This window comes from Pseudomonas sp. NPDC086251 (genome assembly GCF_044746405.1).
Taxonomy (GTDB): Bacteria; Pseudomonadota; Gammaproteobacteria; order Pseudomonadales; family Pseudomonadaceae; genus Aquipseudomonas.
Map to the genome: position 1 here is coordinate 269,353 of NZ_JBIVBY010000002.1, position 21,675 is coordinate 291,027.

Annotated in this window: 20 protein-coding genes and 2 pseudogenes; 6 read left to right on the forward strand and 16 right to left on the reverse strand. The window is 61.0% G+C overall.

Going from position 1 to position 21,675, the window contains the following annotated elements; genetic code table 11:
* Positions 1-17: 17 nt before the first annotated feature.
* The 15 genes from sctE to ACIPL2_RS05720 form a co-directional block, all read right to left on the reverse strand.
* Positions 18-1,778, reverse strand: coding sequence for a type III secretion system translocon subunit SctE (gene sctE / locus ACIPL2_RS05650; RefSeq protein WP_401353782.1), 1,761 nt, complete (start codon positions 1,776-1,778; stop codon positions 18-20).
* Positions 1,775-2,263: a type III secretion system translocator chaperone SicA gene (gene sicA / locus ACIPL2_RS05655; RefSeq protein WP_401353784.1), complete on the reverse strand. Its 489-nt coding sequence runs from the start codon at positions 2,261-2,263 to the stop codon at positions 1,775-1,777. Before sicA ends, sctE begins: the two co-directional genes overlap by 4 nt.
* An 82-nt stretch (positions 2,264-2,345) precedes the next feature.
* Positions 2,346-3,416, reverse strand: coding sequence for an EscU/YscU/HrcU family type III secretion system export apparatus switch protein (locus tag ACIPL2_RS05660; protein WP_401353786.1), 1,071 nt, complete (start codon positions 3,414-3,416; stop codon positions 2,346-2,348).
* Positions 3,391-4,197: a type III secretion system export apparatus subunit SctT gene (gene sctT, locus ACIPL2_RS05665; RefSeq protein ID WP_401353788.1), complete on the reverse strand. Its 807-nt coding sequence runs from the start codon at positions 4,195-4,197 to the stop codon at positions 3,391-3,393. Before sctT ends, ACIPL2_RS05660 begins: the two co-directional genes overlap by 26 nt.
* 4 nt (positions 4,198-4,201) lie before the next feature.
* Positions 4,202-4,456 (reverse strand): EscS/YscS/HrcS family type III secretion system export apparatus protein, encoded by a 255-nt coding sequence (locus ACIPL2_RS05670; RefSeq protein WP_401353790.1) that lies wholly within the window; start codon positions 4,454-4,456, stop codon positions 4,202-4,204.
* Between the two features lie 10 nt (positions 4,457-4,466).
* On the reverse strand, positions 4,467-5,126 hold the full coding sequence (locus ACIPL2_RS05675; protein ID WP_401353791.1) for an EscR/YscR/HrcR family type III secretion system export apparatus protein: 660 nt from the start codon (positions 5,124-5,126) through the stop codon (positions 4,467-4,469).
* The gene (locus ACIPL2_RS05680) at positions 5,119-6,054 is read right to left on the reverse strand and encodes a FliM/FliN family flagellar motor switch protein (protein WP_401353793.1); all 936 of its coding nucleotides are present in this window, start codon (positions 6,052-6,054) and stop codon (positions 5,119-5,121) included. Before ACIPL2_RS05680 ends, ACIPL2_RS05675 begins: the two co-directional genes overlap by 8 nt.
* Positions 6,051-6,956, reverse strand: a complete 906-nt coding sequence (locus tag ACIPL2_RS05685; protein ID WP_401353795.1) for a hypothetical protein — start codon at positions 6,954-6,956, stop codon at positions 6,051-6,053. Before ACIPL2_RS05685 ends, ACIPL2_RS05680 begins: the two co-directional genes overlap by 4 nt.
* On the reverse strand, positions 6,953-7,408 hold the full coding sequence (locus ACIPL2_RS05690; RefSeq protein WP_401353797.1) for a type III secretion protein: 456 nt from the start codon (positions 7,406-7,408) through the stop codon (positions 6,953-6,955). Before ACIPL2_RS05690 ends, ACIPL2_RS05685 begins: the two co-directional genes overlap by 4 nt.
* Positions 7,392-8,678 (reverse strand): type III secretion system ATPase SctN, encoded by a 1,287-nt coding sequence (gene sctN, locus ACIPL2_RS05695; RefSeq protein WP_401353799.1) that lies wholly within the window; start codon positions 8,676-8,678, stop codon positions 7,392-7,394. Before sctN ends, ACIPL2_RS05690 begins: the two co-directional genes overlap by 17 nt.
* Positions 8,675-9,082 (reverse strand): Invasion protein B family, encoded by a 408-nt coding sequence (locus tag ACIPL2_RS05700; RefSeq protein WP_401353801.1) that lies wholly within the window; start codon positions 9,080-9,082, stop codon positions 8,675-8,677. Before ACIPL2_RS05700 ends, sctN begins: the two co-directional genes overlap by 4 nt.
* Positions 9,083-9,095: 13 nt before the next feature.
* Complete coding sequence (locus tag ACIPL2_RS05705; RefSeq protein ID WP_401353803.1) at positions 9,096-11,150, reverse strand: EscV/YscV/HrcV family type III secretion system export apparatus protein; 2,055 nt, start codon at positions 11,148-11,150, stop codon at positions 9,096-9,098.
* Between the two features lie 23 nt (positions 11,151-11,173).
* Positions 11,174-12,277 carry a type III secretion system gatekeeper subunit SctW gene (gene sctW, locus ACIPL2_RS05710; RefSeq protein ID WP_401353805.1) on the reverse strand — a complete coding sequence of 368 codons (1,104 nt, stop codon included), beginning with the start codon at positions 12,275-12,277 and terminating at the stop codon, positions 11,174-11,176.
* Complete coding sequence (gene sctC, locus ACIPL2_RS05715; protein ID WP_401353807.1) at positions 12,277-13,932, reverse strand: type III secretion system outer membrane ring subunit SctC; 1,656 nt, start codon at positions 13,930-13,932, stop codon at positions 12,277-12,279. The genes sctW and sctC overlap by 1 nt, the downstream gene beginning before the upstream one ends.
* Positions 13,933-13,936: 4 nt before the next feature.
* Positions 13,937-14,677: a helix-turn-helix domain-containing protein gene (locus ACIPL2_RS05720; RefSeq protein ID WP_401353809.1), complete on the reverse strand. Its 741-nt coding sequence runs from the start codon at positions 14,675-14,677 to the stop codon at positions 13,937-13,939.
* 230 nt (positions 14,678-14,907) lie between these two features.
* On the opposite strand from ACIPL2_RS05720, the gene ACIPL2_RS05725 reads away from it, so the two are divergent.
* The 5 genes from ACIPL2_RS05725 (at position 14,908) to cobA (ending at position 20,722) form a co-directional block, all read left to right on the forward strand.
* Positions 14,908-16,119 (forward strand): CmpA/NrtA family ABC transporter substrate-binding protein, encoded by a 1,212-nt coding sequence (locus ACIPL2_RS05725; RefSeq protein WP_401353811.1) that lies wholly within the window; start codon positions 14,908-14,910, stop codon positions 16,117-16,119.
* 13 nt (positions 16,120-16,132) lie between these two features.
* The gene (locus ACIPL2_RS05730; protein WP_008027390.1) at positions 16,133-16,708 is read left to right on the forward strand and encodes an ANTAR domain-containing response regulator; all 576 of its coding nucleotides are present in this window, start codon (positions 16,133-16,135) and stop codon (positions 16,706-16,708) included.
* 333 nt (positions 16,709-17,041) lie between these two features.
* Positions 17,042-18,253 carry a nitrate/nitrite transporter gene (locus tag ACIPL2_RS05735; protein ID WP_401353813.1) on the forward strand — a complete coding sequence of 404 codons (1,212 nt, stop codon included), beginning with the start codon at positions 17,042-17,044 and terminating at the stop codon, positions 18,251-18,253.
* Between the two features lie 7 nt (positions 18,254-18,260).
* On the forward strand, positions 18,261-19,931 hold the full coding sequence (locus ACIPL2_RS05740; RefSeq protein ID WP_401353815.1) for a protein kinase: 1,671 nt from the start codon (positions 18,261-18,263) through the stop codon (positions 19,929-19,931).
* A gap of 26 nt (positions 19,932-19,957) precedes the next feature.
* The gene (cobA, locus tag ACIPL2_RS05745; protein ID WP_401353817.1) at positions 19,958-20,722 is read left to right on the forward strand and encodes a uroporphyrinogen-III C-methyltransferase; all 765 of its coding nucleotides are present in this window, start codon (positions 19,958-19,960) and stop codon (positions 20,720-20,722) included.
* 84 nt (positions 20,723-20,806) lie between these two features.
* On the opposite strand, the pseudogene ACIPL2_RS05750 reads toward cobA, so the two are convergent.
* Positions 20,807-21,586: pseudogene (locus ACIPL2_RS05750) on the reverse strand (OmpA family protein); the annotation flags it as partial.
* Between ACIPL2_RS05750 and ACIPL2_RS05755 the strand changes: the two are divergent.
* Positions 21,585-21,675: pseudogene (locus ACIPL2_RS05755) on the forward strand (hypothetical protein); the annotation flags it as partial. The pseudogenes ACIPL2_RS05750 and ACIPL2_RS05755 overlap by 2 nt on opposite strands.

The following is a 21,675-nucleotide window of genomic DNA, read 5'->3' on the forward strand; positions in this document are numbered from 1 at the left end:
TCCTTTTATCTTTGGATTCAAACATGCCGAACCATTTGCAGGCTCACCGAATGACTGCGCTGCATATCGGCAAAAACCTGTTCGATCTGCCGGGTTCTGTCCCGCAGTGCCGTGCCGTAGTCCTCGACCAGGCGACTCAGGTAGCCAGTGATCTCTTCGCTGATTGCCATGCGCACCCGCACGTCGGCCAAGTGCTCGGCAGCCTGGGCCTGATGCTCGCCGCTTTTGATCTGCAGCCCGCCCTGCACGGCCACGTTGCTGAACTCGGTAACCGCCTGGGCGATTTCGAGGTTGGCGGCGTAGCGGGCCAGGGACACGGCATCGTTGGAAATGAAACCGCGCAGCTGGGTCAGCAGTTGCGTCAGCGAGTTGCCGACCGATGAAGCCATCTGCTTGGCCACTTGCACCGCAGCCGGCGCCGCTTGAGCCACCACCGACGCCAGTTTCGAGGCAATGGCACCGACGATTGGCCCGATCACCTGAACCCCGACGATGGCGACCAACGCAACAGCTGCAAGCGTGGAGGCAATTCCCGCGATCATGCCGGCGATTCGCGCGATGTCTTCTGCGAGTTCCGAATCGCGCAAAATTGTAGTCAACACCTTGGCGTAGATCTCGGTGAACAACTTGATGGCGGCCTGCATCACCGTGGTCAGCGGTTTCATGGCCTCGGCCATGAACGAGGTCCCCGTAACCTCCTTGGTCACCGCATCGGCAATCATCACTGCCGCGCCAATCACGCCCACCGCGATCAGCACCGGGTTAGCGGTCAGCACGCCAGCGACGATGGTCGCCACGGTCAACAACGCACCGACGATGGCGCCGATACAGCCCATGGTCTTCTGCAGCGCTTCGGCTTTACGGACCTCTTCCAGGTACTTTTCCGACTCAAGTTCCATGTGTGCCTGAAGTTTGGCTTGCAGCTCCTGGAACAACTCCTGACTGAGTTCCTCCTTGTTCTGCGCCGCCTCGCCCAACAGCTCGATAACCTTCAGCCGGTTCAGCAGTGCCTGTGCGCTGCTGCTCAGGGCCTTCTCATTCGAGTCCTTGATGGAGGAACCGCCGAGGCCGGCCTCCTGGACTTTCGCGGCGACAACGGCCAGGGTTTTGGCGCAGGTGTTGGCGATCTCGATCAGTTTCAGGTGAGCATCGGTGGCCTTTTGCAGCGTCTGGGTGTGGCCTGTCAGGTCGACTTTGAGCTGATCACGCCGCGCCAGTTCGCGCGCATATTCAGGTGACTCCGGGTCCAACTCTGCCAGGCGCGCTTCGCTTTCACTCAGTAGCCCCTGGACCTGCCGGACCCACGCTTGCAACTGATCGAGGTGTTCCTGGCTGCTGCCTACCGCGCCCTCGGCCGTTTCCAGTGCCTCGACGGCCGCCGCGTATTCAGCCGCGAGTTTTTCATGCCCCTGTTGTTTCGCGCCGGCCATGCTCAACAGCATGGCCAGACGACTTTTCAGCTTGTTGACTTCGACCGTACCCAGCAACTCGCTGATCATCGCCATCAACAGCGTGAACAGATCACCTTCCAATTCTTTGCCGTCCTTGCGCACCACTGGCGCCTGCAGCTGCGGCCTTCCCGTGCTCCCGGCGGATTTGCTGTGTTCCCCGGATTCATAGTTCACCGACATCAGACCGGCGAGGGCCTCTTGGCCCGCCTTCTGAAACTCTGCCGTTCGAGCGGCCTGGCTCGCGGCCTTGCCATAGATTTCAAACGCCTCGGTACGGCTCAGGTTGCCCTGAAACACCGGGGTTGATACGTTTCTGATTTCGCTCATTGTTCATCCTCTGAAGAGTGCTTTTCCATGTGGCCCAATGTGTCGAGATAGACCTGGGCTTGCAGGCGCAGATCGTCTTGCGAAGCGCGCTCGAGCACGTATTCAAAACACAACCTGGCCTTGCCGATCCTGCCCAGGGCCAACTGACATTGACCGGTGTAAAACATCGGTCGATAGTCGTTCTTGCCCTGGGCGAAAGCGATGGCGTACAAGTCGATTGCCTTCTGGTGGTGCTGCTTGAGCTGGTGCACCGCAGCCAGTCCCATCCAGTAATCGCTGTTGTAAAAATCGTAGATGCACAGGAAGTGAAAGAACTTCTCGGCATCGTCCAGTCGACCCTGCTCATAGAACTGGTAAGCGAAGGCGTACAGGCTGTTCATCTGCTCGTCGCTGATGCCCTGCACATCCTTCAACGCCGCTCCGCCGAGCACTGCATCCACGACGTCAAGGGCTACCTGTTCATCTTGTTTTTTGTCGCGACTCATCGGCCACACTCCTGAAAAAACGTCAGCACTGCTGACGAATGCATTGAGCCAAAGCGCTGCTGAGCACGCTGCCAAATTGCGCTCATGCCAGCGTTGGGAGGGAATAGGAATAGGGGGGGCAGGCTTGTTCGACTTGTTCGAGCCAGATCAGCAGGCGCAGGACTTCTTCGATCTCCTGCACCTGGAGGAAGCTGTAGCGCTGGTGGGTCTTGAAGATCCGCCGGGCCAGTGCGATGTCGTTGATCACCGGCACACCCACCTCCTTGGCATACGCTCGAACCGCCAGTGCGCGCTGGTTGGTTTCCATCAACGAGATGAACGGCAGCACGGTGATTTCCGGGCGGAAATACACACCAATGGCAATGTGGGTCGGGTTGGCGATGATCATCCGCGAGCTGCGCACATCGGACTTGACCTGCTCCGACAGCAGTTCCCGGTGCAAGTCACGACGACGGCCCTTGATTTCCGGGTTGCCGTCCTGCTCCTTGTGTTCGCGCTTGACCGCGTCCTTGTCCATCATCTGGTCTTTCATGAACAGCCAGTATTCGCAGAGCGCATCCAGCACCACGATCAGCAGGATGCAGCCCAGAAAAGTCACCACCAGCACCAACAGCAAATGCCCCCAGATCGCGAACAGATCCGGCGCCTGAACGAACAGCTGGCCAAACAGCAAATGCTTTTGCGTGACCCAGACGATCCACAGCGCCATGGCGAAACTGCCGAGGTAAAGCAGCGCTTTGACCGTGTCCTTGACCGTGCGCATGCTGAACAGTTTTTTGAACCCGTTGATCGGATTCAACGCACCGAGATTCAGTTTCAAGGCTTCACTGGCGATGGCGAAACCGCTTTGCAGCATCGCCGGCAACGCGCTGGTCAAGACACACACCAACAGCAGCGGCAACAACGCTTTGAGTCCCACCAGCACCAGCATCGCCGAGTACTTTTGCAAGTCGGCATCGAAGTCACTGGCGATGATGCGCCGGTAGACTTCCATGAGGTCCAGCAGCGAGCTGTTGAAGACCATGTAAGCGATGCCGCACAGGGTCAGGCAGGTGATCACCAGGTCCTTGGCCTTGAACGTCTGCCCTTTGCGTGAGGCATCGCGCAGACGCTTGGCCGTGGGCTTCTCAGTCTTCGAGGCGCTGGACGACATCGTCACCCTCCCCGTCGACATTCAGGTAGTGCTCCAGCGTCTGGGACTTGGAGCCCATGCGCAGGACTTCATCCGGCAGGTGCACGCCGAAATACAGCATCAGTACCACCAGCGCCACCAGGCTCTTGATCGTCAACGACACCGAAAACGCGTTCATCTGCGGCGCGTACCGCGAGAGCAATCCCAGCAGCGCTTCGCTGACCAACAACGTGGCCACCACCGGCGCGCTGATCACCAGGGTTTTGCTCACCAGGGCATCGAGCAGACTGAATATCGGTTGCACGTGCAGCTCGCAGCTGTTCGCTGGCGCGCAGATCAGGTAACTCTGGCCGACGGTTTCCAGCATCAGCAGCATGCCGCCGCCTTCGAGGTAGACCGCTGCGGCAAACAACTGAAGAAAGTTCGCCAGCTCCGAGGTATCGACACCGTTGGCCGGGTCGACCGTGCTGCTGAGCATCGCACCGCGCTGGTTGTCGATCAGATTGCCCATGGCATGCAGTACCCAGAACGGCCAGCACAGCAGGCACCCTAGCAATACGCCAATGCCGGCCTCACGCAGCAACAGCCCAAAAAACGCCAACCCGTCGAGGCGCGGCAACGGCACCCCGACATACGCCCAGAACCCCAGCGCCACGAGCACGATCACGGCCTGACGCGGTGCACCTGTCAGCACCCCGCTGTTCAAGAACGGCAGCATGAAAAAAATCGGCGCGAGGCGCGCGACGCCCACCGCCGCGGCGGCGAGCAAGGCGTACAGATCGAAAAACAGCGTCACCGACATCGATCTAACTCAACGCCAGGCGCATGACTTCACGGCTGAAATCAAGCAAGGTTTCGCCGTACCAACCGGAGAGCAGGAACAGGCAGGCCGCGACCGCCAACAGTTTGAAGCCGAACGGCAGGGTCTGCTCCTGCAACTGGGTCACGGTCTGAACCAACCCGACCACCAGGCCGACCACCGTCGCGACAATGATCGGCCACGCCACCATCAGCAGAATCAGGTACAGGGTTTTGTTCCCGGCATACACCAGATCATTCATTGACCGGCCCTCATGTCAGCAAGATCAGGTATTGCTTGACCAGCCCGGTGGACAGCAGCGCCCAACCGTCCAGCGCCACAAACAATACCAGTTTGATCGGCACCGAAATGATCACCGGGCTCATCATCATCATGCCCAGCGCCAGCAGGATGCTGGAGATCACCAGGTCGACAATCACGAACGGCAGATACAGATAGAACCCGATCTTGAACGCACTCTTGATTTCACTCAGCGCGTAGGCGGGTAACAGCGAAAACAGTGACGGCTCGAGTTCTTCATCGGCGGACGGGCCTGCGTCGGTTTCGTTCTGGATCGCTTGCGCACGTTCGAAAAACAGGGCCAATTCCGGGTCGGTGTACTTGCGCAGATACGCCTTGTACCCGCCCAGGCCGTTCTCGGCGAAATTCACCACCGACTCGATGTCGGTGAAGGCCACCTGCTCGACTTTGTAATAGTCGTAGCCCTGTTTCATCACCGGCGTCATCACGAAAATCGCCAGCATCAGCGCAATCGCATTGAGGGCCATGTTCGACGGAACCTGCTGCAACCCCAGCGCATTGCGCACGATGATGAACACGATGGAAAACTTGATGTAGCAGGTGCCGGCCGCCACCAGAAACGGCAGCAATGACGCGAATGCCAGCAGCGCGATCAGCGAGACGTCATTCATCGCGGGGTTCCGATAGCGTGTTCCGACAGACCTCAAGCAACTCGACGCCCAGTTGTTCATCCAGCTGGACCAGCTCCCCGCGAGCCACCGTCTTGCCGTTGGCGCGGACTTCGATGCGCTGTGCCGCATCCGTGGCCAGCGGTATGGCCTGACCGGAAACGAAGGCCGCCAATTCGCCGAGCGTGATGTCATGCGTCGCCAGAACGAACTCCAGACGAACCGGCAAATGGTTCAAGTCGGCACTGACCGGCTGTTCGGTCTCAGCCTGCGCGGGTGAATCGGCAGGTGCCAACTCCATACGTAAACCCTCTTCGATAAAAGTGAACACGCCAATGCTTCGATCGGCCAGCCAACACTGGCGAGTCGACTCACTGATCAACAACACGTCGCCGCGCCCAAGCCGTTCACAACGGGAGTGCCTCAGGTAGCTGACGCCCAGAATGAGTTGCAGACGCTGCGGCAGATCGGCCAGCCATGACTGCCATTCCGACGCCTGTTGCGAAAGGCGCTGCGGGGGTAAATCCGTCACCCATAACCGCCCTTGTGCGGTGTCGAGCCACGGTATTGCCTGCGCCTTGATGACCGCCGAATCGATCAACTCGACGTCCGCCAGTTCCCGGTAATGCAGCTCGTCCACCGTCAGGTCCAAAGGTCGCGGCACCGTTCGGAATAACCCGGCGATACTCGCCTGGGGGCACTCAACCGCCAGCAATGATTGCAACTGCGGCAGCGAGCGATGCAGCCAGTCACGGGCCAGGACCAGCCCCCGCCAGTCCCCCCGCTCGCCGCTGGCCGAGAAACGCAGATAGCCCTGCGGCCCCTCCGGCTGCCCCAGACCCGCGCAATGACCGGCCCGCCGCCAACGTTGAACCACCTGCGTGCGGGCCTGCGTCAGCGTGTTTACGCGGCGCACATTCAGCGCTGTCATGCCAGGTGTTCCTGCTGCTCTGACTCGTCATCGTCCGGCGCCTGACGCGACCCGTGCTGCTGTTGCTCATCACCGCTGTCGGTGAGCTGCCAGCCAGGTTCTCGCGCCAGCTCAAAAGGCCTCTCGAGTTGCTCGAAGATCTGCACGGAGCTTGGACTGAGCACCAGGTTCTGCGCCGACTCACCGGGCGTTCGGGTAATCGTCACTTGTCCGCTGACGGTGCCTTTGTTGAACGGGATCTGCAGGAAATCACGGGACGAACCCGCGACGTCTTCCATCGTCACTTCCGGCAGAAGCGTGGATAACGGGGCTGTGGTTTGAGCCGCTACAGGCAGCGCTACCGGTGGCGCATTACGCGCGACCTGAACGCTGGATTGCCCGGTGCGCAGCTCAAGATCGCTGACAGGAATGGCCTCTTCGATGGACGGCGATGGCTGATCGGTCGACATCGGCTCAACCGGGATCGACGGTCGCTCGGTCGACGCTATTTCCGGCAAGCGCGAGGACTGATCGATGACCGGCAGCGACACCTCGGAACTTGCGATTCGCATCACCGCCGGGGCGGCAATTGCCATAGGCTGCACGATCGGGCGTTGCAGCAATGCACTGAACAACAGAGCCGGTCGCTGATTCAGCGCAACCGTCTGAGCATCCAGGCGTGGCAAATGCCTGTCGGTGCCTTCACCCTTTGCAGGGGCGGCCGACAGTTGCGGCTCCCTGCTCCCCGCCGCTGCCATTGGCCGATGAGGCAGCATCAGCATTGCAAGCAGATCGAGCACACCTTGCGGCAACTGATCCTCTTCAACCGGTACAAGGCTTTCTTCAAGCTCATCCATCGGTACATCAAAGTCAGGCTCCACCGGCTGAACCGGCAGCCGTGGAATCACAGAAACTTCAATCATCGTCGCACTCCCATCATGTCTTCTATCTCCCGTTCCTCTCGGCGCACCGCTTCGAGTCGGTGTGTGCGCGACAGCTGCTCAAAAGACTGCTGGTACTTGCCATGCTTGCGCTGCAAGAAGCGCAACTGCTCACGCTGCTCGTGAAGCGTTTGATGCAGCTCAGCGCATTGCTGCGCTACGCGCTCACGCTCCAGGCGCACCATTTGAATTTGTCGGCGGATGACGGCCTGCCGACGCAGCAATGTCAGGAGTTGCCCGCGATCCAACAGGCACGCTTGCGCACGATGACTGGCCAGCAGGGTTTGCAACGAGGCCTCGTGTTCATCGAGGCTCGACTGCTGGGCCATCAGCGGTTGCAACTGCTGCTGCGTACGCCGCAGCGTTTGCTCGTGACGTTGCTGGCGAAACTCGCTGAACCCCAGCAAGCGACGCATTTCAGGTAATGAGTTCATCGAGCCTCCGCAGCGTTTCGGCAGGCGCGCTGCATTCGCTCGTGGGCTGGCGCAGCCAATCGCTCAGGGCATCGCGGCGCTGCATGGCGTGATCGTTGACCGCGTTGGAACCCGGGGTGTATTCCCCCAGGTCGAGGAACACCTGCAAGCGCTCAAGACAGGCCATCAGTTCGCGGGTCTGAGACGCCAACTGTTGTGCGCTGGGTTCGGTCACTTGCGCGGCCACGCGGCTGGCGCTGCGCAGCACATCGATCGCCGGGAAATGGCCTTTGGCGGCCAGGGTGCGACTGAGATAGATATGCCCGTCGAGAATCGAGCGAATCTCCTCGGCGATCGGGTCCGGTTCATCGTCGCTTTCCAGCAGCACCGTGTACCAGGCGGTAATGCTGCCGGTGGCGGTCACCCCCGGTCGTTCGAGCAAGCGTGGCAAGGCATCAAAAACCGAAGCCGGATAGCCGCGACGGGCCGGCGCTTCACCGGCGGCCAGGGCCAGGTCGCGACGCGCCCGCGCGTAACGGGTCAGCGAGTCGAGCAACAGCACCACGCGCTTGCCCTGGTCGCGGAAATACTCGGCGATGGCCGTGGCCTGCAACGCGGAGTTGCAGCGATCCACCGATGAAAAATCCGACGTGGCGAACACCACCACGCACCGCGAGCGCTTGTCCGATTGCCGCAGATGCTCGATGAATTCAGTCACTTCACGGCCCCGCTCGCCAATCAGGCCAATGACGAATACGTCCGCCTCGGTGTGCTGGATCAGCATGTTGATCAACGACGTCTTGCCGGAGCCGGCAGCGGCAAAAATACCGATGCGCTGACCGATGCCACAGGTCAACAAGCCATCGATGGCACGCACGCCGGTCATCAACGGCTCGGCCACCGGCCGGCGCTGATGGTACGGCGGCGGGTCGGCGTCGACCGGATAATCCTGCTCATGAACGGCCGTCGAAGGCACCAGTCGTTCGACGATTTTGCCGTGCGGATCAACCACACTGCCGAGCAACGCGTCACTGCAGGTCAGTCGCAACACCGAGCCCGTGGGCACGATCATCGACTCACGGGAAAGCCCTCGGGCCTCCCCGAGCAAACTGAGCAGCACAACCCCGGGCTTGAACCCGATCACTTGCGCCCTGGCCGCCAGCTGCGGTGAGCGCCAGTGCTGACGGACCTCGCACACCTCACCGATCACCACGTCGAACAGATTCGCTTCGAGCAGTGGGCCGCTCAATCGCAAAGGATGGGCGGCACATCGTTCCAGCCGCCCGTTCATTGGCGCAGAATGCCGCACAGTTGTTCAATCGCCGCCACAAAGTGGTCCAGCGCCTGGGCAAAATGCTCGGCATCGCACAAGGCTTGTTCGTTGCTCAACAACCGCAATTCGAGCTGCCCCTGAACCTCGCACAGGTGCAACTGCCCACTGCGGGACCACGGACAGCCCTGCAGCAAAAACTGCAACAGATCGACAGCGCAATGGTTCAACTGCCCAGGCCCGATTTCCATTATCGGCGCCCAGATCCACACGTCGGCGTCGACGGTGCCCACATTGATGTTGGGCATCTCCTTCATCTGCATTTCAATGGTGCTGTGGCTGTCGAAGTGGCCCAACTGCTTGCCTGTGCAGCCGCTGTGCACCAGCGCTTCACGCAGCAGCCCGGCAATATCCACCTGTCTCATGTGCAGCGATTCCTTATAGCGTCTTGATGACATTGACCGAGATGGTTTCGGAGATTTCGCCGAACGACATCACGTCCAGTTCGCGGAAACGCCCCTCGATCAGTTTTTTGATGTAGCGCCGCACATCGATCGAACACAGCACCACCATGTCCTTGTGCGGAATGTGCAGGCTCTCCAGACCGACACTGAGGCGGTCGATCAGCTCTTCCGATTCAGCCGGTTCCAGATTGACGAAACTGCCGCCGGAGGTTTGCCGAATGCCCTTGCGCACCACGTCTTCGAATTCCGGCGACAGCAGCAGCACGCGCAAGTCATTGCCATGGGCAAACTTGTTGCTGATGTAGCGGGCCATCGCGCCGCGCACGTGCTCGACCAGGGCGATCACGTCCTTTTCACGCGACGCCCAATGCGCCAGCGACTCCAGGATCAGCTTCATGTTGCGCACCGAAATCCGCTCGCCAATCAGCCGTTGCAGCACCTCGGCGATCTTCTGCACGGTGACGTGGCGGTAGACCTCTTTGAGCAAATCGGGGTAGTGACTTTCCATCTCATCGAGCAGTTGCTTGGTTTCCTGCACCCCGAAAAACTCGGTGATGTTGCGCGCCAGCAACGTCACCAGACAGCGATAACATTCGTCATAGGCCGGGCGCAGTTGGTAACCCAATTGCTGCACCCGTTCCTTGTCGGCGGCCGTGATCCAGACACCGCCCAGCCGATTGCTGTCGGTGCCGCGCACCAGTGCAAAACCCAGGGGCTCCAGCTCTGGCGAATAGTCGAGCAGACGCCAGTGATCGAAATGGATGTCGAACTGATCGGCGCGCACTTCGTTGATCAGCACGGCCACTTGATGGGCCGGCAAGGCATCGCTGGAACGCAATTCCGGCTCGGGTATGCGCAGTCCGTAATCAACGAAAAACTGGCTGCGAAAACGGGCCGCCAAACGGGCACTCGTCAATTCGTCCAGGCGCGCGGTGGGCACTAGCAGCATCAAGGGGATGGTTTGTGTGGCGACGTTGTCCACGTCTTCCAGCAAGCCCAACTCGGATGGCGCCTCGCCTGGCATTGACGCCGCCGAGCGGGGTTCAGCGGCCTGGCCGACGGCTCTGGAGGCCTTGCGATGCCGAAAATAAACCACCAGGCCCAAGGCGGCGGCAATCGACAGGAAGGTCATCAGAGGAAAGCCCGGCAACAGGCCAACCCCGACCGCCAGCAGTGCGGTCACGCCCAACACGAACGGGTTGCCCAACATCTGGGCAAGCATGTTGCGGCCCAGGTTGCTGTCATCGCCGTTGACCCGGGTAACGATGAAACCGGCACCGATGGCGATCAGCAGCGCCGGAATCTGTGCCACCAGACCATCACCGATGGTCAGCAACGTGTAGGTCGACAACGCCGTGGACATGTCCATGCCCATCTGCCCGACACCGATGGCCATGCCACCGATGAAGTTGACAAAAATGATGATGATGCCGGCAATCGCATCGCCCTTGATGAACTTCATCGCGCCGTCGAAAGAACCATACAACTGGCTTTCGCGTTCCAGGGTGCTGCGCTTTTCACGCGCCTCTTCGGCATCGATTGCACCTGCTTTCAGGTCACCATCGATACTCATCTGCTTGCCCGGCATGCCGTCCAGGGAAAAGCGCGCCGCGACCTCGGCAACCCGCTCCGAGCCCTTGGTGATCACGATGAACTGGACAATCGTGACGATCGAAAAAATCACGAAGCCCACCACCAGGCTTTCGCCGATCACGAACTCGCCGAACGACGCGATGATGTCTCCGGCATCGGCCTGGCTGAGGATCAGCCGGCTGGTGCTGATCGACAACGCGAGGCGAAACAGCGTGGTCAACAGCAACAAGGCCGGGAACGTCGAATAGCTGAGGATACGTTCGATGTAGAACGAGCCCATGAAGATCAACAGCGAAATAACGATGTTCAAGCCGATCAGAAAATCCACCAGCGCGGTTGGCAGTGGAATGATCAGCATGGCGATGATCATCACCATCAGCGACAGGATTAGCAGCTCGGGGCGCGCACTGACGTTGCGCAGAAATTGATTGAGCATGGGAAATCAGGGTCCTTGGAAACTCAGGCGTCAGCGGCGGGACGTCGCCGCTCGATGCATTCCTGGGCGAAGGCGATGTCCGCCAGATGGATGAACTGCTGCGCCAGCCGCAAGGGCGCCGCATCATCGGGAAACAGCTCGAACGGCAATTGCAGGCTGAGCCGACGCACCACGTGCAGCAGCGCCGAGCGCTCGCGGTGCGCGCTCAGCAGGACGCTTTCGCCCAACACGCCGAGCAACAATTGGTCGAGCTCATCGGGGTAGCGCAACAGGCCGAAGAGAAACACCAGCCAATCGATTTCTTCGGGGTTGTGGCGGCAGACCAGTTCATCGCCGAGCATGCCGGCGATAAACAAACCATCCGCCGAACGCAGCCGTTTCAGGTCGGTCAACTTGATCAGCAACTGGCCAAATTCGGCCCGTGAGCAACTGGGGTCCTGGGCATCGATATCGGTCAGCAACGCGGCTTCGATAAAGGCCAGCACAGTCATGCGTTGTGTGGGACCGAACAACGCCACCCAGTCCTCGTAGCAACTGACGGGGCCGTCATCGGATTCGAGAAAGTCCCGGTAGGTTTCGCGCAATATGCCGGCCCGCACGGCCATGGTCTTGCCGAACAACCTGGCTTTCAGCGCGGCGTTGATCCCGGCTTTCATGCGTTTCGGCGAGCCTTGGGCGACCACTGTTTGCAACAGCGTTTCAAGCCGTTGACGGGTGCCGGCGTCGAGTTTTTTACGACGCAACAGTTCGCGCAGGACCAATGCCAGGTCACTGTCATCCGCAAACAGGCTACGCGCCATCTGCAGCAACCAGGCGATCGGCTTGTCCCCCAGCCGCGCCAGACTCAGCACTTGCCGGGCCTTGGGCACGGTGTCGTCTTCGAGGACTTTTTCGAAGTTATCGGTCAGGGACTCGGACTTGAATTCAAAATGTCGCCGACCACGAAATTGCGCCAATGCCGCCGACATTTCGTCACTGATCTGCACAAACCGCTGCGCGGTAGCGGCCGTGCCGCTTTCGTCGAGGTCAATCTGCGCATCGGGTTGCGGCTGCGGTTGCGCGGCGGCCTTTTCCGTATTCAGCCGTGCCTGGGCGGCGCGCCCACCCATGGCGCCAATCGGCAGCATCAGCGTTGTTCCGCACGTAAGTAGGCACGACGCACCCGTTCATGCTGCTCGGGGGTCATCAAGCGCGATCCCGGGTCAATGTCAGCAGGTTCCAGCGCGCTGATGATCTCTTTGGGCTGGATCAAAAATACGCGCACGGTGTTCGCCGAACGGTTCTGTCGGTAGCTGAACAGTCGGCCAATCCAGGGAATCGAACCCAGTACCGGTATCCGGCCGATCTGCTCGCTGTGGTCATCGCGGGTAAAGCCGCCGACCAGCAGACTCTTGCCCTGCGGCACCCGCGCCACGGTGCTGATGCGCGTCCGCCCGACCGTCGGCAACGCGCTCGGGTGCTCGCCTTCGCCGGTTTTTTCGACTTCGTTGCCGTCTTCGATGTTGAGCGACATTTCGATCTCGTCGGCCCTGGCGAAACGCGGCAGCACGCTCACCAGGGTGCCGTAGGTCACGTGTTGCAGATCGACACTGCGCTCGCCCACCAGCGGGGCGTAAAACGTTCGGTTGTTGTCAAAGATTGCTGGCACATTTTCCTGCGTCAGGATCACCGGCCTGGCGACCACGTTCGCCCGGTTGGTGCGCTCCAGCGCCATGACCTGAGTGACAAACGAGACGCCATCAAGGGTGGTCGCCGAACCCGCATTCAGCGAGGCGGCGAACTGCCCGCCGACCTTGACCGAACCTTGCCAATTGATACCCAGCTGATTGAGTTCGTCTTTGTGCAGGTCGATGATCCACAGCGACAACTCGACATGCCGCTTGGGCTGGTCGAGGACGGCCACCAGGTTCTCGATGAAGCGCACCTGCTCCGGCAGCCCCTTGACCAACAAGCTGTTGGTGTCGGGATAAGCGACGACGCGGATGTTGCCGGCGGCCATTTCCCGCACCAGGATTCGCGGCGCGGCCGGATCCTGAGCAGACGGCGAGGTGGCCAGGCCTTCCAGAGGAAACTCCGGCATCACGCCGGGACGGTTCGGTGCAAAGGGCCTGGCGACTGTCGGCTCCAGCCCGTCCTTCTCGCCCCTGAGCAACTGCTCAATGACCGTGGCCAGGCCGGGAATGGTCACTTTGTCGTCACGCAATTCGTATTTTCGGTCGCCGACAAAGGTGTTTTGCACCTGGATCACGCCGATCTGCTGCTTGCCCAGCAATAGCTCCGAACGCTGGTTATCCATCAGTTGCGCGGCTTGCAGAATCAGGTCGACATACATCGGCGGCCCGGAAACATGGAACGTGCGCAGGCCGTCATGGCGCAACGGATAGCGGCTGTCGTGCAAGCCGGAGCGCTGCAGGAAAGCCTGGAGCTTGGCCACCGTGAGGGTCTGTAGCGACACCACCGAGCTTTTCAGTTCTACGGCATCGTACAAATAAATCGCCTGGCCATCGCTGTACCAGATCAGGCCCATTTGTCCGGCAATTCGCTCGAAGGTGCGTTGTGCCGAACTCAAGTCGAACTCGCCCGAGATTTTCTTCGCGGCGGCCGCTTTGCTGACAATCACCGGTTTACCCAGTGGCCCGGACAACTCAGCGAAAAACGTGCGCAGGCTCTGTTCACGCGCCACATAACTGTCAGCCAGGGCCAGCGTCGGGAGCGGCGTGAGCACCAGCAAACCGCTGAGCAGCGTGGGTGCCAAGCGCAGAGGGAGGAAACGAAAAATCATCGACTTACTTGCCTGAAAGGTGCGTGATATCCGCCAGCCTGCTGGGTGCGAAACCCACCCGCTCGCGAATTTCTTTGGAGAAGTGCGATGAAGAGGCGTAGCCGAACGCCAGCGCCACATCGGTCAAGGAACGATCTTCCAGGCTCATGCTCAGCAGTGCCTGGGCCGTGCGCCAGTCGCGCAATGCTGGCTTGGTCGCACCGCCCAGCGCCTGTCGGCACAATCGCCGAAAGTGCGACACCGACACGCCATAGCGTTGCGCCAGCCAGGTCAGCTTTTCGCTGCTCGCGCCCTGCTCCAGCAGAAACCGCACCAGCCAATAGTTCTCGTTGTGCCGCAATACACTGGCAAAGGCCCGGTACGACACGCCGCCACGCAAGGCCTGTTCGATGTACCAACGCTCCAGCTTCTTGTCGGAATCGAGGGTCTCGTAACACACACCCAGTGCCGCCCAGGACGTCGGGCGTGGGCCTTGGCCGATCAATGCGCCGCCCAGGTCGATAAACACTTGCAGTTTCACCAGGGACGCTTCGGGCATCGGCAGAATCTGCGCACCGGCGCCGCCGGTCATTTCAAACTCGCCGCGCACCGCCAACAGCCCTTGCCAGCCTGCTGGCAGACAGCAGCACAACGCGCCACTGGCAAATGTCAGGCATAGCGCCTGCTCGGCGGCCCGCACGAACATCACCTGCTCGTCCCGGCGTACGTCAGGCACGGGTGTCGCGAAAAGTCGATCGATCTGCACGCTTACCTCCTGTGGCGACTCGTGTGGTAACGGTCGTCAGGATGAAAGGCGTGGCCCTTTCAATCTTGATGGAAAGCTGATGAAACCCGGGCTGGCATATGCCTTGCACCGGCAAACGGCATCAGCACTCGTGCCAACGGCGGGATGAGTGGAAGGACAATGGCGTCGTCACCCGGCTTTGCTCGCGCAGGGACCTGGGACGACGCCTTTTTTTGCAAGGTGAAGACGCGATGAATGAACCATCAGCCGGCCCATTGGCCTGGGTCAACGGCAGCGATGCCCCGGAAAAGACCGAAATCAACCTCGGCTTCATGGCCCTGAGCGACTGCGCCTCGGTGGTGGTCGCGGCGACGCAAGGTTTCGCCCAGCCCTACGGCCTGACGCTGAACCTGAAGCGCCAGTCGTCGTGGGCGAATCTGCGGGACAAACTGGTCAGCGGCGAGCTCGACGCCGCCCACAGCCTCTACGGTTTGATCTACGCCGTGCATTTGGGCATCGGTGGCGTCGCGCCCACCGACATGGCCGTGCTCATGGGCCTGAACCAGAACGGTCAGAGCATCAACCTTTCCCATGGCTTGCAGGCCCTGGGCGTGACCAGTCCTGAGGCACTGGATCGGCACGTGCACCAAACTCGCCCAAAACTCACCTTCGCCCAGACATTTCCGACCGGCACCCACGCCATGTGGCTGTATTACTGGCTCGCGAGTCAGGGTATTCATCCATTACAGGATGTCGACAGCGTGGTGGTGCCGCCGCCGCAAATGGTCGCGCACCTGCAGGCGGGGCGCATCGACGGCTTCTGCGTCGGTGAGCCGTGGTCCGCCAGCGCGGTGAAACAGAACCTCGGGTTCACCCTGGCGACGACCCAGACCATCTGGCCCGATCACCCGGAAAAAGTCCTCGGCTGCACCCGCGCCTTCGTCGAGCAATACCCCAACACCGCCCGGGCGCTGGTGATGGCGATTCTGCAGGCCAGCCGTTTCATCGAACAAAGCCCGGAGAATCGCCGCAGCACCGCGCAACTGCTGAGCGCGCCGCACTACCTCGATGCACCACTCGATTGCATTGAACCGCGCTTGCTCGGCGACTATGCCGACGGTCTGGGCAATCGCTGGCAAGACCCGCACGCGTTGCGCTTCCATGGTGAGGGCGAGGTCAACTTGCCTTACTTGTCCGATGGCATGTGGTTCATGACCCAGTTCCGCCGCTGGGGTTTGCTGCGCGACGACCCGGACTACCTCGCGGTAGCCCGTCAGGTGCAGCAACTAGACTTATACCGAGAGGCCGCCAGCGCCGTCGGTGTGGCTGCCTTGGGCAAGGAAATGCGCAGCAGCCAGCTGATCGACGGCAAACGCTGGGACGGTTCCGACCCGGCCGGCTACGCCCGCAGTTTCAAGCTGCATGCCATGAGCGACAGCTCGCCCCTTCTCGCCCGCCGCTGACAGGAGACCGAATATGTTGCGTATCCTGCTGATCAACGACACGGCGAAAAAAGTCGGACGCCTGAAAGCCGCCCTGACCGAAGCCGGGTTCGAGGTCATTGATGAATCCGGACTGACCATCGACCTGCCCGCACGCGTCGAAACGGTGCGCCCGGACGTGATCCTGATCGATACCGAGTCACCGAGCCGTGATGTGATGGAGCAAGTGGTGCTGGTGTCGCGCGATCAACCGCGGCCCATCGTGATGTTTACCGATGAGCATGACCCCGATGTGATGCGCCAGGCGATCAAGTCCGGCGTCAGTGCCTACATCGTCGAAGGCATTCACGCACAACGCTTGCAGCCGATTCTCGACGTGGCCATGGCGCGTTTTGAAAGCGACCAGGCCCTGCGCGCTCAATTGCACGCCCGCGACCAGCAACTGGCCGAGCGCAAGCGCATCGAGCTGGCTAAAGGGTTGCTGATGAAAATGAAGGACTGCAACGAGGAAGAGGCCTACACCCTCATGCGCCGCCAAGCCATGAGCCGCCAGCAGAAGCTGATTCAGGTGGCGGAGCAGATTATTGCCATGAGTGAGTTGCTGGGCTGAATTTCTGCGGTGAATGTTCTATCGCCTTAGCGAGCAAGCCCGCTCCCACATTTGATCTGTGTACGACTCAATTCCCTTGTGGGAGCGGGCTTGCTCGCGAATGGCAGCGACTCGGTTTCGGCTGTTGGCACAGATTTGGCTATGTAATCGGTACAGGTAACCAACGGCGGTTGCCCCACCTACGACAAAGACGTCGCTCACCTCATTTGCCCTTGGCGAATCAGGTGGCGGCGTTTTTTTGTTTTGGCCCCATTGCCTGGGGCCGGTGGTGCGGCCCTTCGGCGCCCCACCTGCATGACTCCCGTTCGAGACTCCTATCAGTTGAGGTGCGCGATGAATTCAAGCTTCTGGAAATCCGGCCATACCCCGACACTGTTCGCGGCCTTCCTCTATTTCGACCTGAGCTTCATGGTCTGGTACCTGCTCGGCCCACTGGCGGTACAGATTGCCGCCGACCTGCACCTGACCACCCAGCAGCGCGGCCTGGTGGTGGCCACGCCGATTCTGGCCGGCGCCGTGCTGCGTTTCGTGATGGGCCTGTTGGCTGACCGCCTGTCGCCGAAAACCGCCGGGCTGATTGGCCAGGTGATCGTCATCTGTGCGCTGTTCGGCGCCTGGAAGCTCGGCATCCACAGCTATGAACAAGCGCTGCTGCTGGGCCTGTTCCTGGGCATGGCGGGCGCGTCGTTCGCCGTCGCCCTGCCCCTGGCGTCGCAGTGGTATCCGCCGCAGCACCAAGGCAAAGCGATGGGCATCGCCGGGGCCGGCAACTCGGGCACCGTGCTCGCGGCGCTGATCGCACCGGTCCTGGCGGCTGCTTTCGGCTGGAGCAACGTGTTCGGCTTCGCCCTGATCCCGCTGATCCTGACCCTGATCGTGTTCGCCTGGTTGGCTAAAAACGCCCCGGAACGGCCGAAAGCCAAGTCCGTGTCCGACTACTTCAAGGCGCTGGGTGACCGCGACAGCTGGTGGTTCATGTTTTTCTACAGCGTGACCTTCGGCGGCTTCATCGGCCTCGCCAGCGCCCTGCCAGGCTACTTCAATGACCAATATGGCCTGAGCCCGGTGACTGCCGGCTATTACACCGCTGCCTGCGTGTTCGGCGGCAGCCTGATGCGTCCGCTGGGTGGCGCGCTGGCCGACCGTTTTGGTGGCATTCGCACCCTGCTGGGGATGTACACGGTGGCGGCGATCTGCATCGCCGCAGTGGGTTTCAATCTGCCGAGTTCCTACGCGGCATTGGCCCTTTTCGTCTGCACCATGCTCGGTTTGGGCGCGGGTAACGGCGCAGTGTTCCAGTTGGTCCCGCAGCGTTTTCGTCGGGAAATCGGCGTGATGACCGGCCTGATCGGCATGGCCGGCGGCATCGGTGGCTTCGCCCTCGCGGCCGGCATGGGTGCGATCAAGCAAAGCACTGGCAGTTATCAGCTGGCGTTGTGGTTGTTCGCCAGCCTCGGCGTCCTCGCTTGGTTCGGTCTGCACGGTGTGAAACGTCGCTGGAGAACCACTTGGGGCTCGGCAGCCGTGACCGCTGCGCGGGTCTGAGGCAGCCATGAGCCTGCAACTGAGCTTCGCCGAAGCCAGCGCCATCGGCCCTCGCGAGGAAAACCAGGACGCTCTGCGCCTGGTCACCCCGGCCCCGGCGCTGGCAGCGAGCAAGGGCTACCTGTTTGCCATTGCCGACGGTGTCAGCCAATGCGCCGACGGCGGGCTGGCGGCTCGCTCGACCTTGCAGGCCCTGGCGCTGGATTACTACGCCACGCCGGAGACCTGGGGTGTCGCGCAGGCACTGGATCGCCTGCTGCTGGCGCAGAATCGCTGGTTACAGGCCAATGGCGGCGGGCAACCGCTGCTGACCACCGTCAGCGCCTTGGTCATGCGCGGCAGGCGTTTTACTCTGGCGCATGTCGGCGATTGCCGGGTCTATCGCTGGCACGCCGAGACGTTGCAGCGGGTTAGCGAAGATCACGTCTGGGACCAGCCGGGCATGCAGCACGTGCTCAAACGCGCTTTAGGGCTGGATCAGCATCTGGTGCTGGATTTTCTGGATGGCGAGCTTCGGCTCAACGAGAGTTTCGTACTGCTCAGCGACGGTATCTGGGCGGTGTTGGGTGATACGGCGATTGCGGCGATCCTGCGTGATCAGCCGGATCTGCACAGCGCTGCGCAGACGCTGGTCACTGCCGCGCACCTGGCCGGCAGTCAGGACAACGCCAGCGCCTTGCTGGTGCGGGTCGATGCCCTCGGTGAAACGAGCATCGGCGATGCCTTGATTCACTTGCAGCAATGGCCGCTGCCTCCGGCTTTGAAACCGGGCCAGGCCTTCGAGGGTTGGCAGGTCGAAGGGGTTCTCGGCCAGAGTCAGCAGTCAGTGCTTTATCGGGTACGCGATGCGCAGCAACAGCCCTGGCTGCTGAAAACCCTGCCCGCCGCGTTGCGCGACGATCACCTGGCTGGGCAGGCGTTGCTGTCGGAAGAATGGTTTCTCAAGCGCGTGGCCGGGCGGCATTTTCCTGAAGTGCATGCCGCCAGTCAGCGTCAGCATTTGTACTACGTGATGCGGGAATACGCCGGATCAACCCTGGCGCAACTGCATGAGCAGGTCGGATCGCTGCCGCTGGCCCAATGGCTGGACCTGGCCGAACGCCTGTTGCGGGCGGTCGGCATGCTGCATCGTCGGCAGATTCTCCATCGCGATATCAAACCGGAGAATGTGCTGCTGGGGGACGATGGCGAGTTACGCCTGCTGGATTTCGGTCTCGCCTACTGCCCTGGCCTGTCCGAAGACCAGCCCTCGGCCCTGCCCGGAACACCCAGTTATATCGCGCCGGAAGCCTTTCGCGGCGACCTGCCGACGCCGCAACAGGACCTGTATGCGGTGGGCGTGACCTTGTATTTCCTGCTCACCGGGCATTTTCCCTACGGCGAAATCGAAGCGTTCCAGCGTCCACGCTTTGGCGTGCAGGTCAGCGCCAGTCGCTACCGGCCCGACTTGCCGGAGTGGATCGCCCAAAGCCTGGAGCGCGCCGTTGCGGCTGATCCGGGCCAGCGCTTTGAAACGGCGGAAGAGTGGTTGTTGCTATTGGAACAGGGCGAACGGCGCAGTTTGAGCGTGCGGCCTCGGCCACTGCTGGAGCGTGAGCCGCTGAAAGTCTGGCGGACATTGGCGCTGGTGTCGTTGGTGGTCAATCTGGTGCTGTTGTTTCTGGCATTTCACGGCTGAATGTTCTTCGATTGAAGGAAATCACTATGAGCGCAAAAGTCTGGCTGGTGGGTGCGGGTCCTGGTGATCCGGAGTTGCTGACGCTCAAGGCCGTTCGGGCATTGAGGGAAGCGGATGTGGTGTTGATCGATGATCTGGTCAATGACGCCGTGCTGGAACATTGCCCCGACGCGCGGATTATTGCCGTCGGCAAACGCGGTGGCTGTCGCTCCACGCCGCAAGCCTTCATCCATCGCCTGATGCTGCGTTATGCACGCCACGGCAAATGCGTGGTCCGCCTCAAGGGTGGCGACCCGTGCATTTTTGGTCGCGGCGGTGAAGAAGCGCAGTGGTTGCGCGAACGCGGGGTCGACGTTGAGCTGGTCAATGGCATCACCGCCGGGCTTGCTGGCGCGACGCAGTGCGATATTCCGTTGACGTTGAGAGGCGTTGCACGCGGTGTGACGCTGGTCACCGCCCACACTCAGGATGGCAGCAGCCTGAACTGGCAGGCCTTGGCCCAGGGCGGCACGACGCTGGTGATCTACATGGGGGTGGCGAAGCTGAGCGAGATCCGCGAGCAACTGCTGGCGGGCGGGATGGCGGCGGATACGCCGGTGGCGATGATTGAAAACGCGTCCCTGCCGCACCAACGGGAATGCCGCAGTGACCTGACGGCCATGGAGGAAGATGCCTGCGCCTTTGAGTTGAAGAGCCCGGCGATCCTGGTGATCGGTGCCGTGGCAGCCCGTGCAACATCATCCCTGTGGGAGCGCGGCTTGCCCGCGATGACGGCCGATCAGTCAGCCTGAATTCAATTGATTCAGCCCTTCTTCACTAAATCGCAGACAAAGAAAAGCCCGGCCTAAGCCGGGCTTTTCAGAGCTGTAAGCTAATTACTTAGCTTGAGCTTCAACCTGCGCTTCTACGCGACGGTTTACAGCGCGACCAGCTTCAGTTTTGTTGTCAGCAACTGGGCGGGATTCGCCGTAGCCAACAGACTGAACGCGGGACGATTCAACACCGTACTGGTTGGTCAGAACTTGCTTAACGGCGTTTGCACGACGCTCGGACAGTTTCTGGTTGTAAGCGTCAGGACCGACGGAGTCAGTGTGACCTTCAACAGTAGTGCTGGTGGATGGGTACTGCTTCATGAAGTCAGCCAGGTTCTTGATGTCGCCGTAGCTGTTAGGCTTGACTACCGACTTGTCGAAGTCGAACTTCACGTCCAGCTCAACACGAACAACTTCAGCAACTGCTGGGCAGCCATCAGCGTCAACAGTTACGTTGGCTGGGGTGTCCGGGCACTTGTCAACGTTGTCGCAAACGCCATCGTTGTCGCTGTCGGAGCAGACTTCAGCTGGCGCTGGTGCTGGAGCAGCAGCAGGCTTGGAGCCGCCACCGAAGTTCACACCGATACCGACGCTTGGAGCCCACTCGGTGTCGCCCTGGTCGATGTTGTATTGAGCTTCAACGCCAGCACGGGCGTAGAAGTTCTCGGTGAAGTACAGCTTGGCACCGCCGCCAACGTTGGCGAAGGTGGAACGGTTACGACCGCTCGAGCCGTTCTGGCCGATGCTTTGATCGGAGAAACCAGCCGAAACGTATGGACGGACCATGTCGCCTGGGTTGTTGAAGTGGTACAGAGCGTCCAGAGCGGTGTTAGCGCCCTTGATGCAGTGGGCGCCGGCCTTGCCGAAAACCCGTTCGGGCAAGATCATGCGGCGGATTCTGCGCAAGATCGCCTGCAACGAACTGGACAGCC

Coding starts and splice junctions, on each gene's coding strand:
- sctE (WP_401353782.1), bottom strand. CDS start 1,778: ATGAGCGAAATCAGAAACGTATCAACCCCGGTGTTTCAGGGCAACCTG.
- sicA (WP_401353784.1), bottom strand. CDS start 2,263: ATGAGTCGCGACAAAAAACAAGATGAACAGGTAGCCCTTGACGTCGTG.
- ACIPL2_RS05660 (WP_401353786.1), bottom strand. CDS start 3,416: ATGTCGTCCAGCGCCTCGAAGACTGAGAAGCCCACGGCCAAGCGTCTG.
- sctT (WP_401353788.1), bottom strand. CDS start 4,197: ATGTCGGTGACGCTGTTTTTCGATCTGTACGCCTTGCTCGCCGCCGCG.
- ACIPL2_RS05670 (WP_401353790.1), bottom strand. CDS start 4,456: ATGAATGATCTGGTGTATGCCGGGAACAAAACCCTGTACCTGATTCTG.
- ACIPL2_RS05675 (WP_401353791.1), bottom strand. CDS start 5,126: ATGAATGACGTCTCGCTGATCGCGCTGCTGGCATTCGCGTCATTGCTG.
- ACIPL2_RS05680 (WP_401353793.1), bottom strand. CDS start 6,054: ATGACAGCGCTGAATGTGCGCCGCGTAAACACGCTGACGCAGGCCCGC.
- ACIPL2_RS05685 (WP_401353795.1), bottom strand. CDS start 6,956: ATGATTGAAGTTTCTGTGATTCCACGGCTGCCGGTTCAGCCGGTGGAG.
- ACIPL2_RS05690 (WP_401353797.1), bottom strand. CDS start 7,408: ATGAACTCATTACCTGAAATGCGTCGCTTGCTGGGGTTCAGCGAGTTT.
- sctN (WP_401353799.1), bottom strand. CDS start 8,678: ATGAACGGGCGGCTGGAACGATGTGCCGCCCATCCTTTGCGATTGAGC.
- ACIPL2_RS05700 (WP_401353801.1), bottom strand. CDS start 9,082: ATGAGACAGGTGGATATTGCCGGGCTGCTGCGTGAAGCGCTGGTGCAC.
- ACIPL2_RS05705 (WP_401353803.1), bottom strand. CDS start 11,150: ATGCTCAATCAATTTCTGCGCAACGTCAGTGCGCGCCCCGAGCTGCTA.
- sctW (WP_401353805.1), bottom strand. CDS start 12,277: ATGCTGCCGATTGGCGCCATGGGTGGGCGCGCCGCCCAGGCACGGCTG.
- sctC (WP_401353807.1), bottom strand. CDS start 13,932: ATGATTTTTCGTTTCCTCCCTCTGCGCTTGGCACCCACGCTGCTCAGC.
- ACIPL2_RS05725 (WP_401353811.1), top strand. CDS start 14,908: ATGAATGAACCATCAGCCGGCCCATTGGCCTGGGTCAACGGCAGCGAT.
- ACIPL2_RS05730 (WP_008027390.1), top strand. CDS start 16,133: ATGTTGCGTATCCTGCTGATCAACGACACGGCGAAAAAAGTCGGACGC.
- ACIPL2_RS05735 (WP_401353813.1), top strand. CDS start 17,042: ATGAATTCAAGCTTCTGGAAATCCGGCCATACCCCGACACTGTTCGCG.
- ACIPL2_RS05740 (WP_401353815.1), top strand. CDS start 18,261: ATGAGCCTGCAACTGAGCTTCGCCGAAGCCAGCGCCATCGGCCCTCGC.
- cobA (WP_401353817.1), top strand. CDS start 19,958: ATGAGCGCAAAAGTCTGGCTGGTGGGTGCGGGTCCTGGTGATCCGGAG.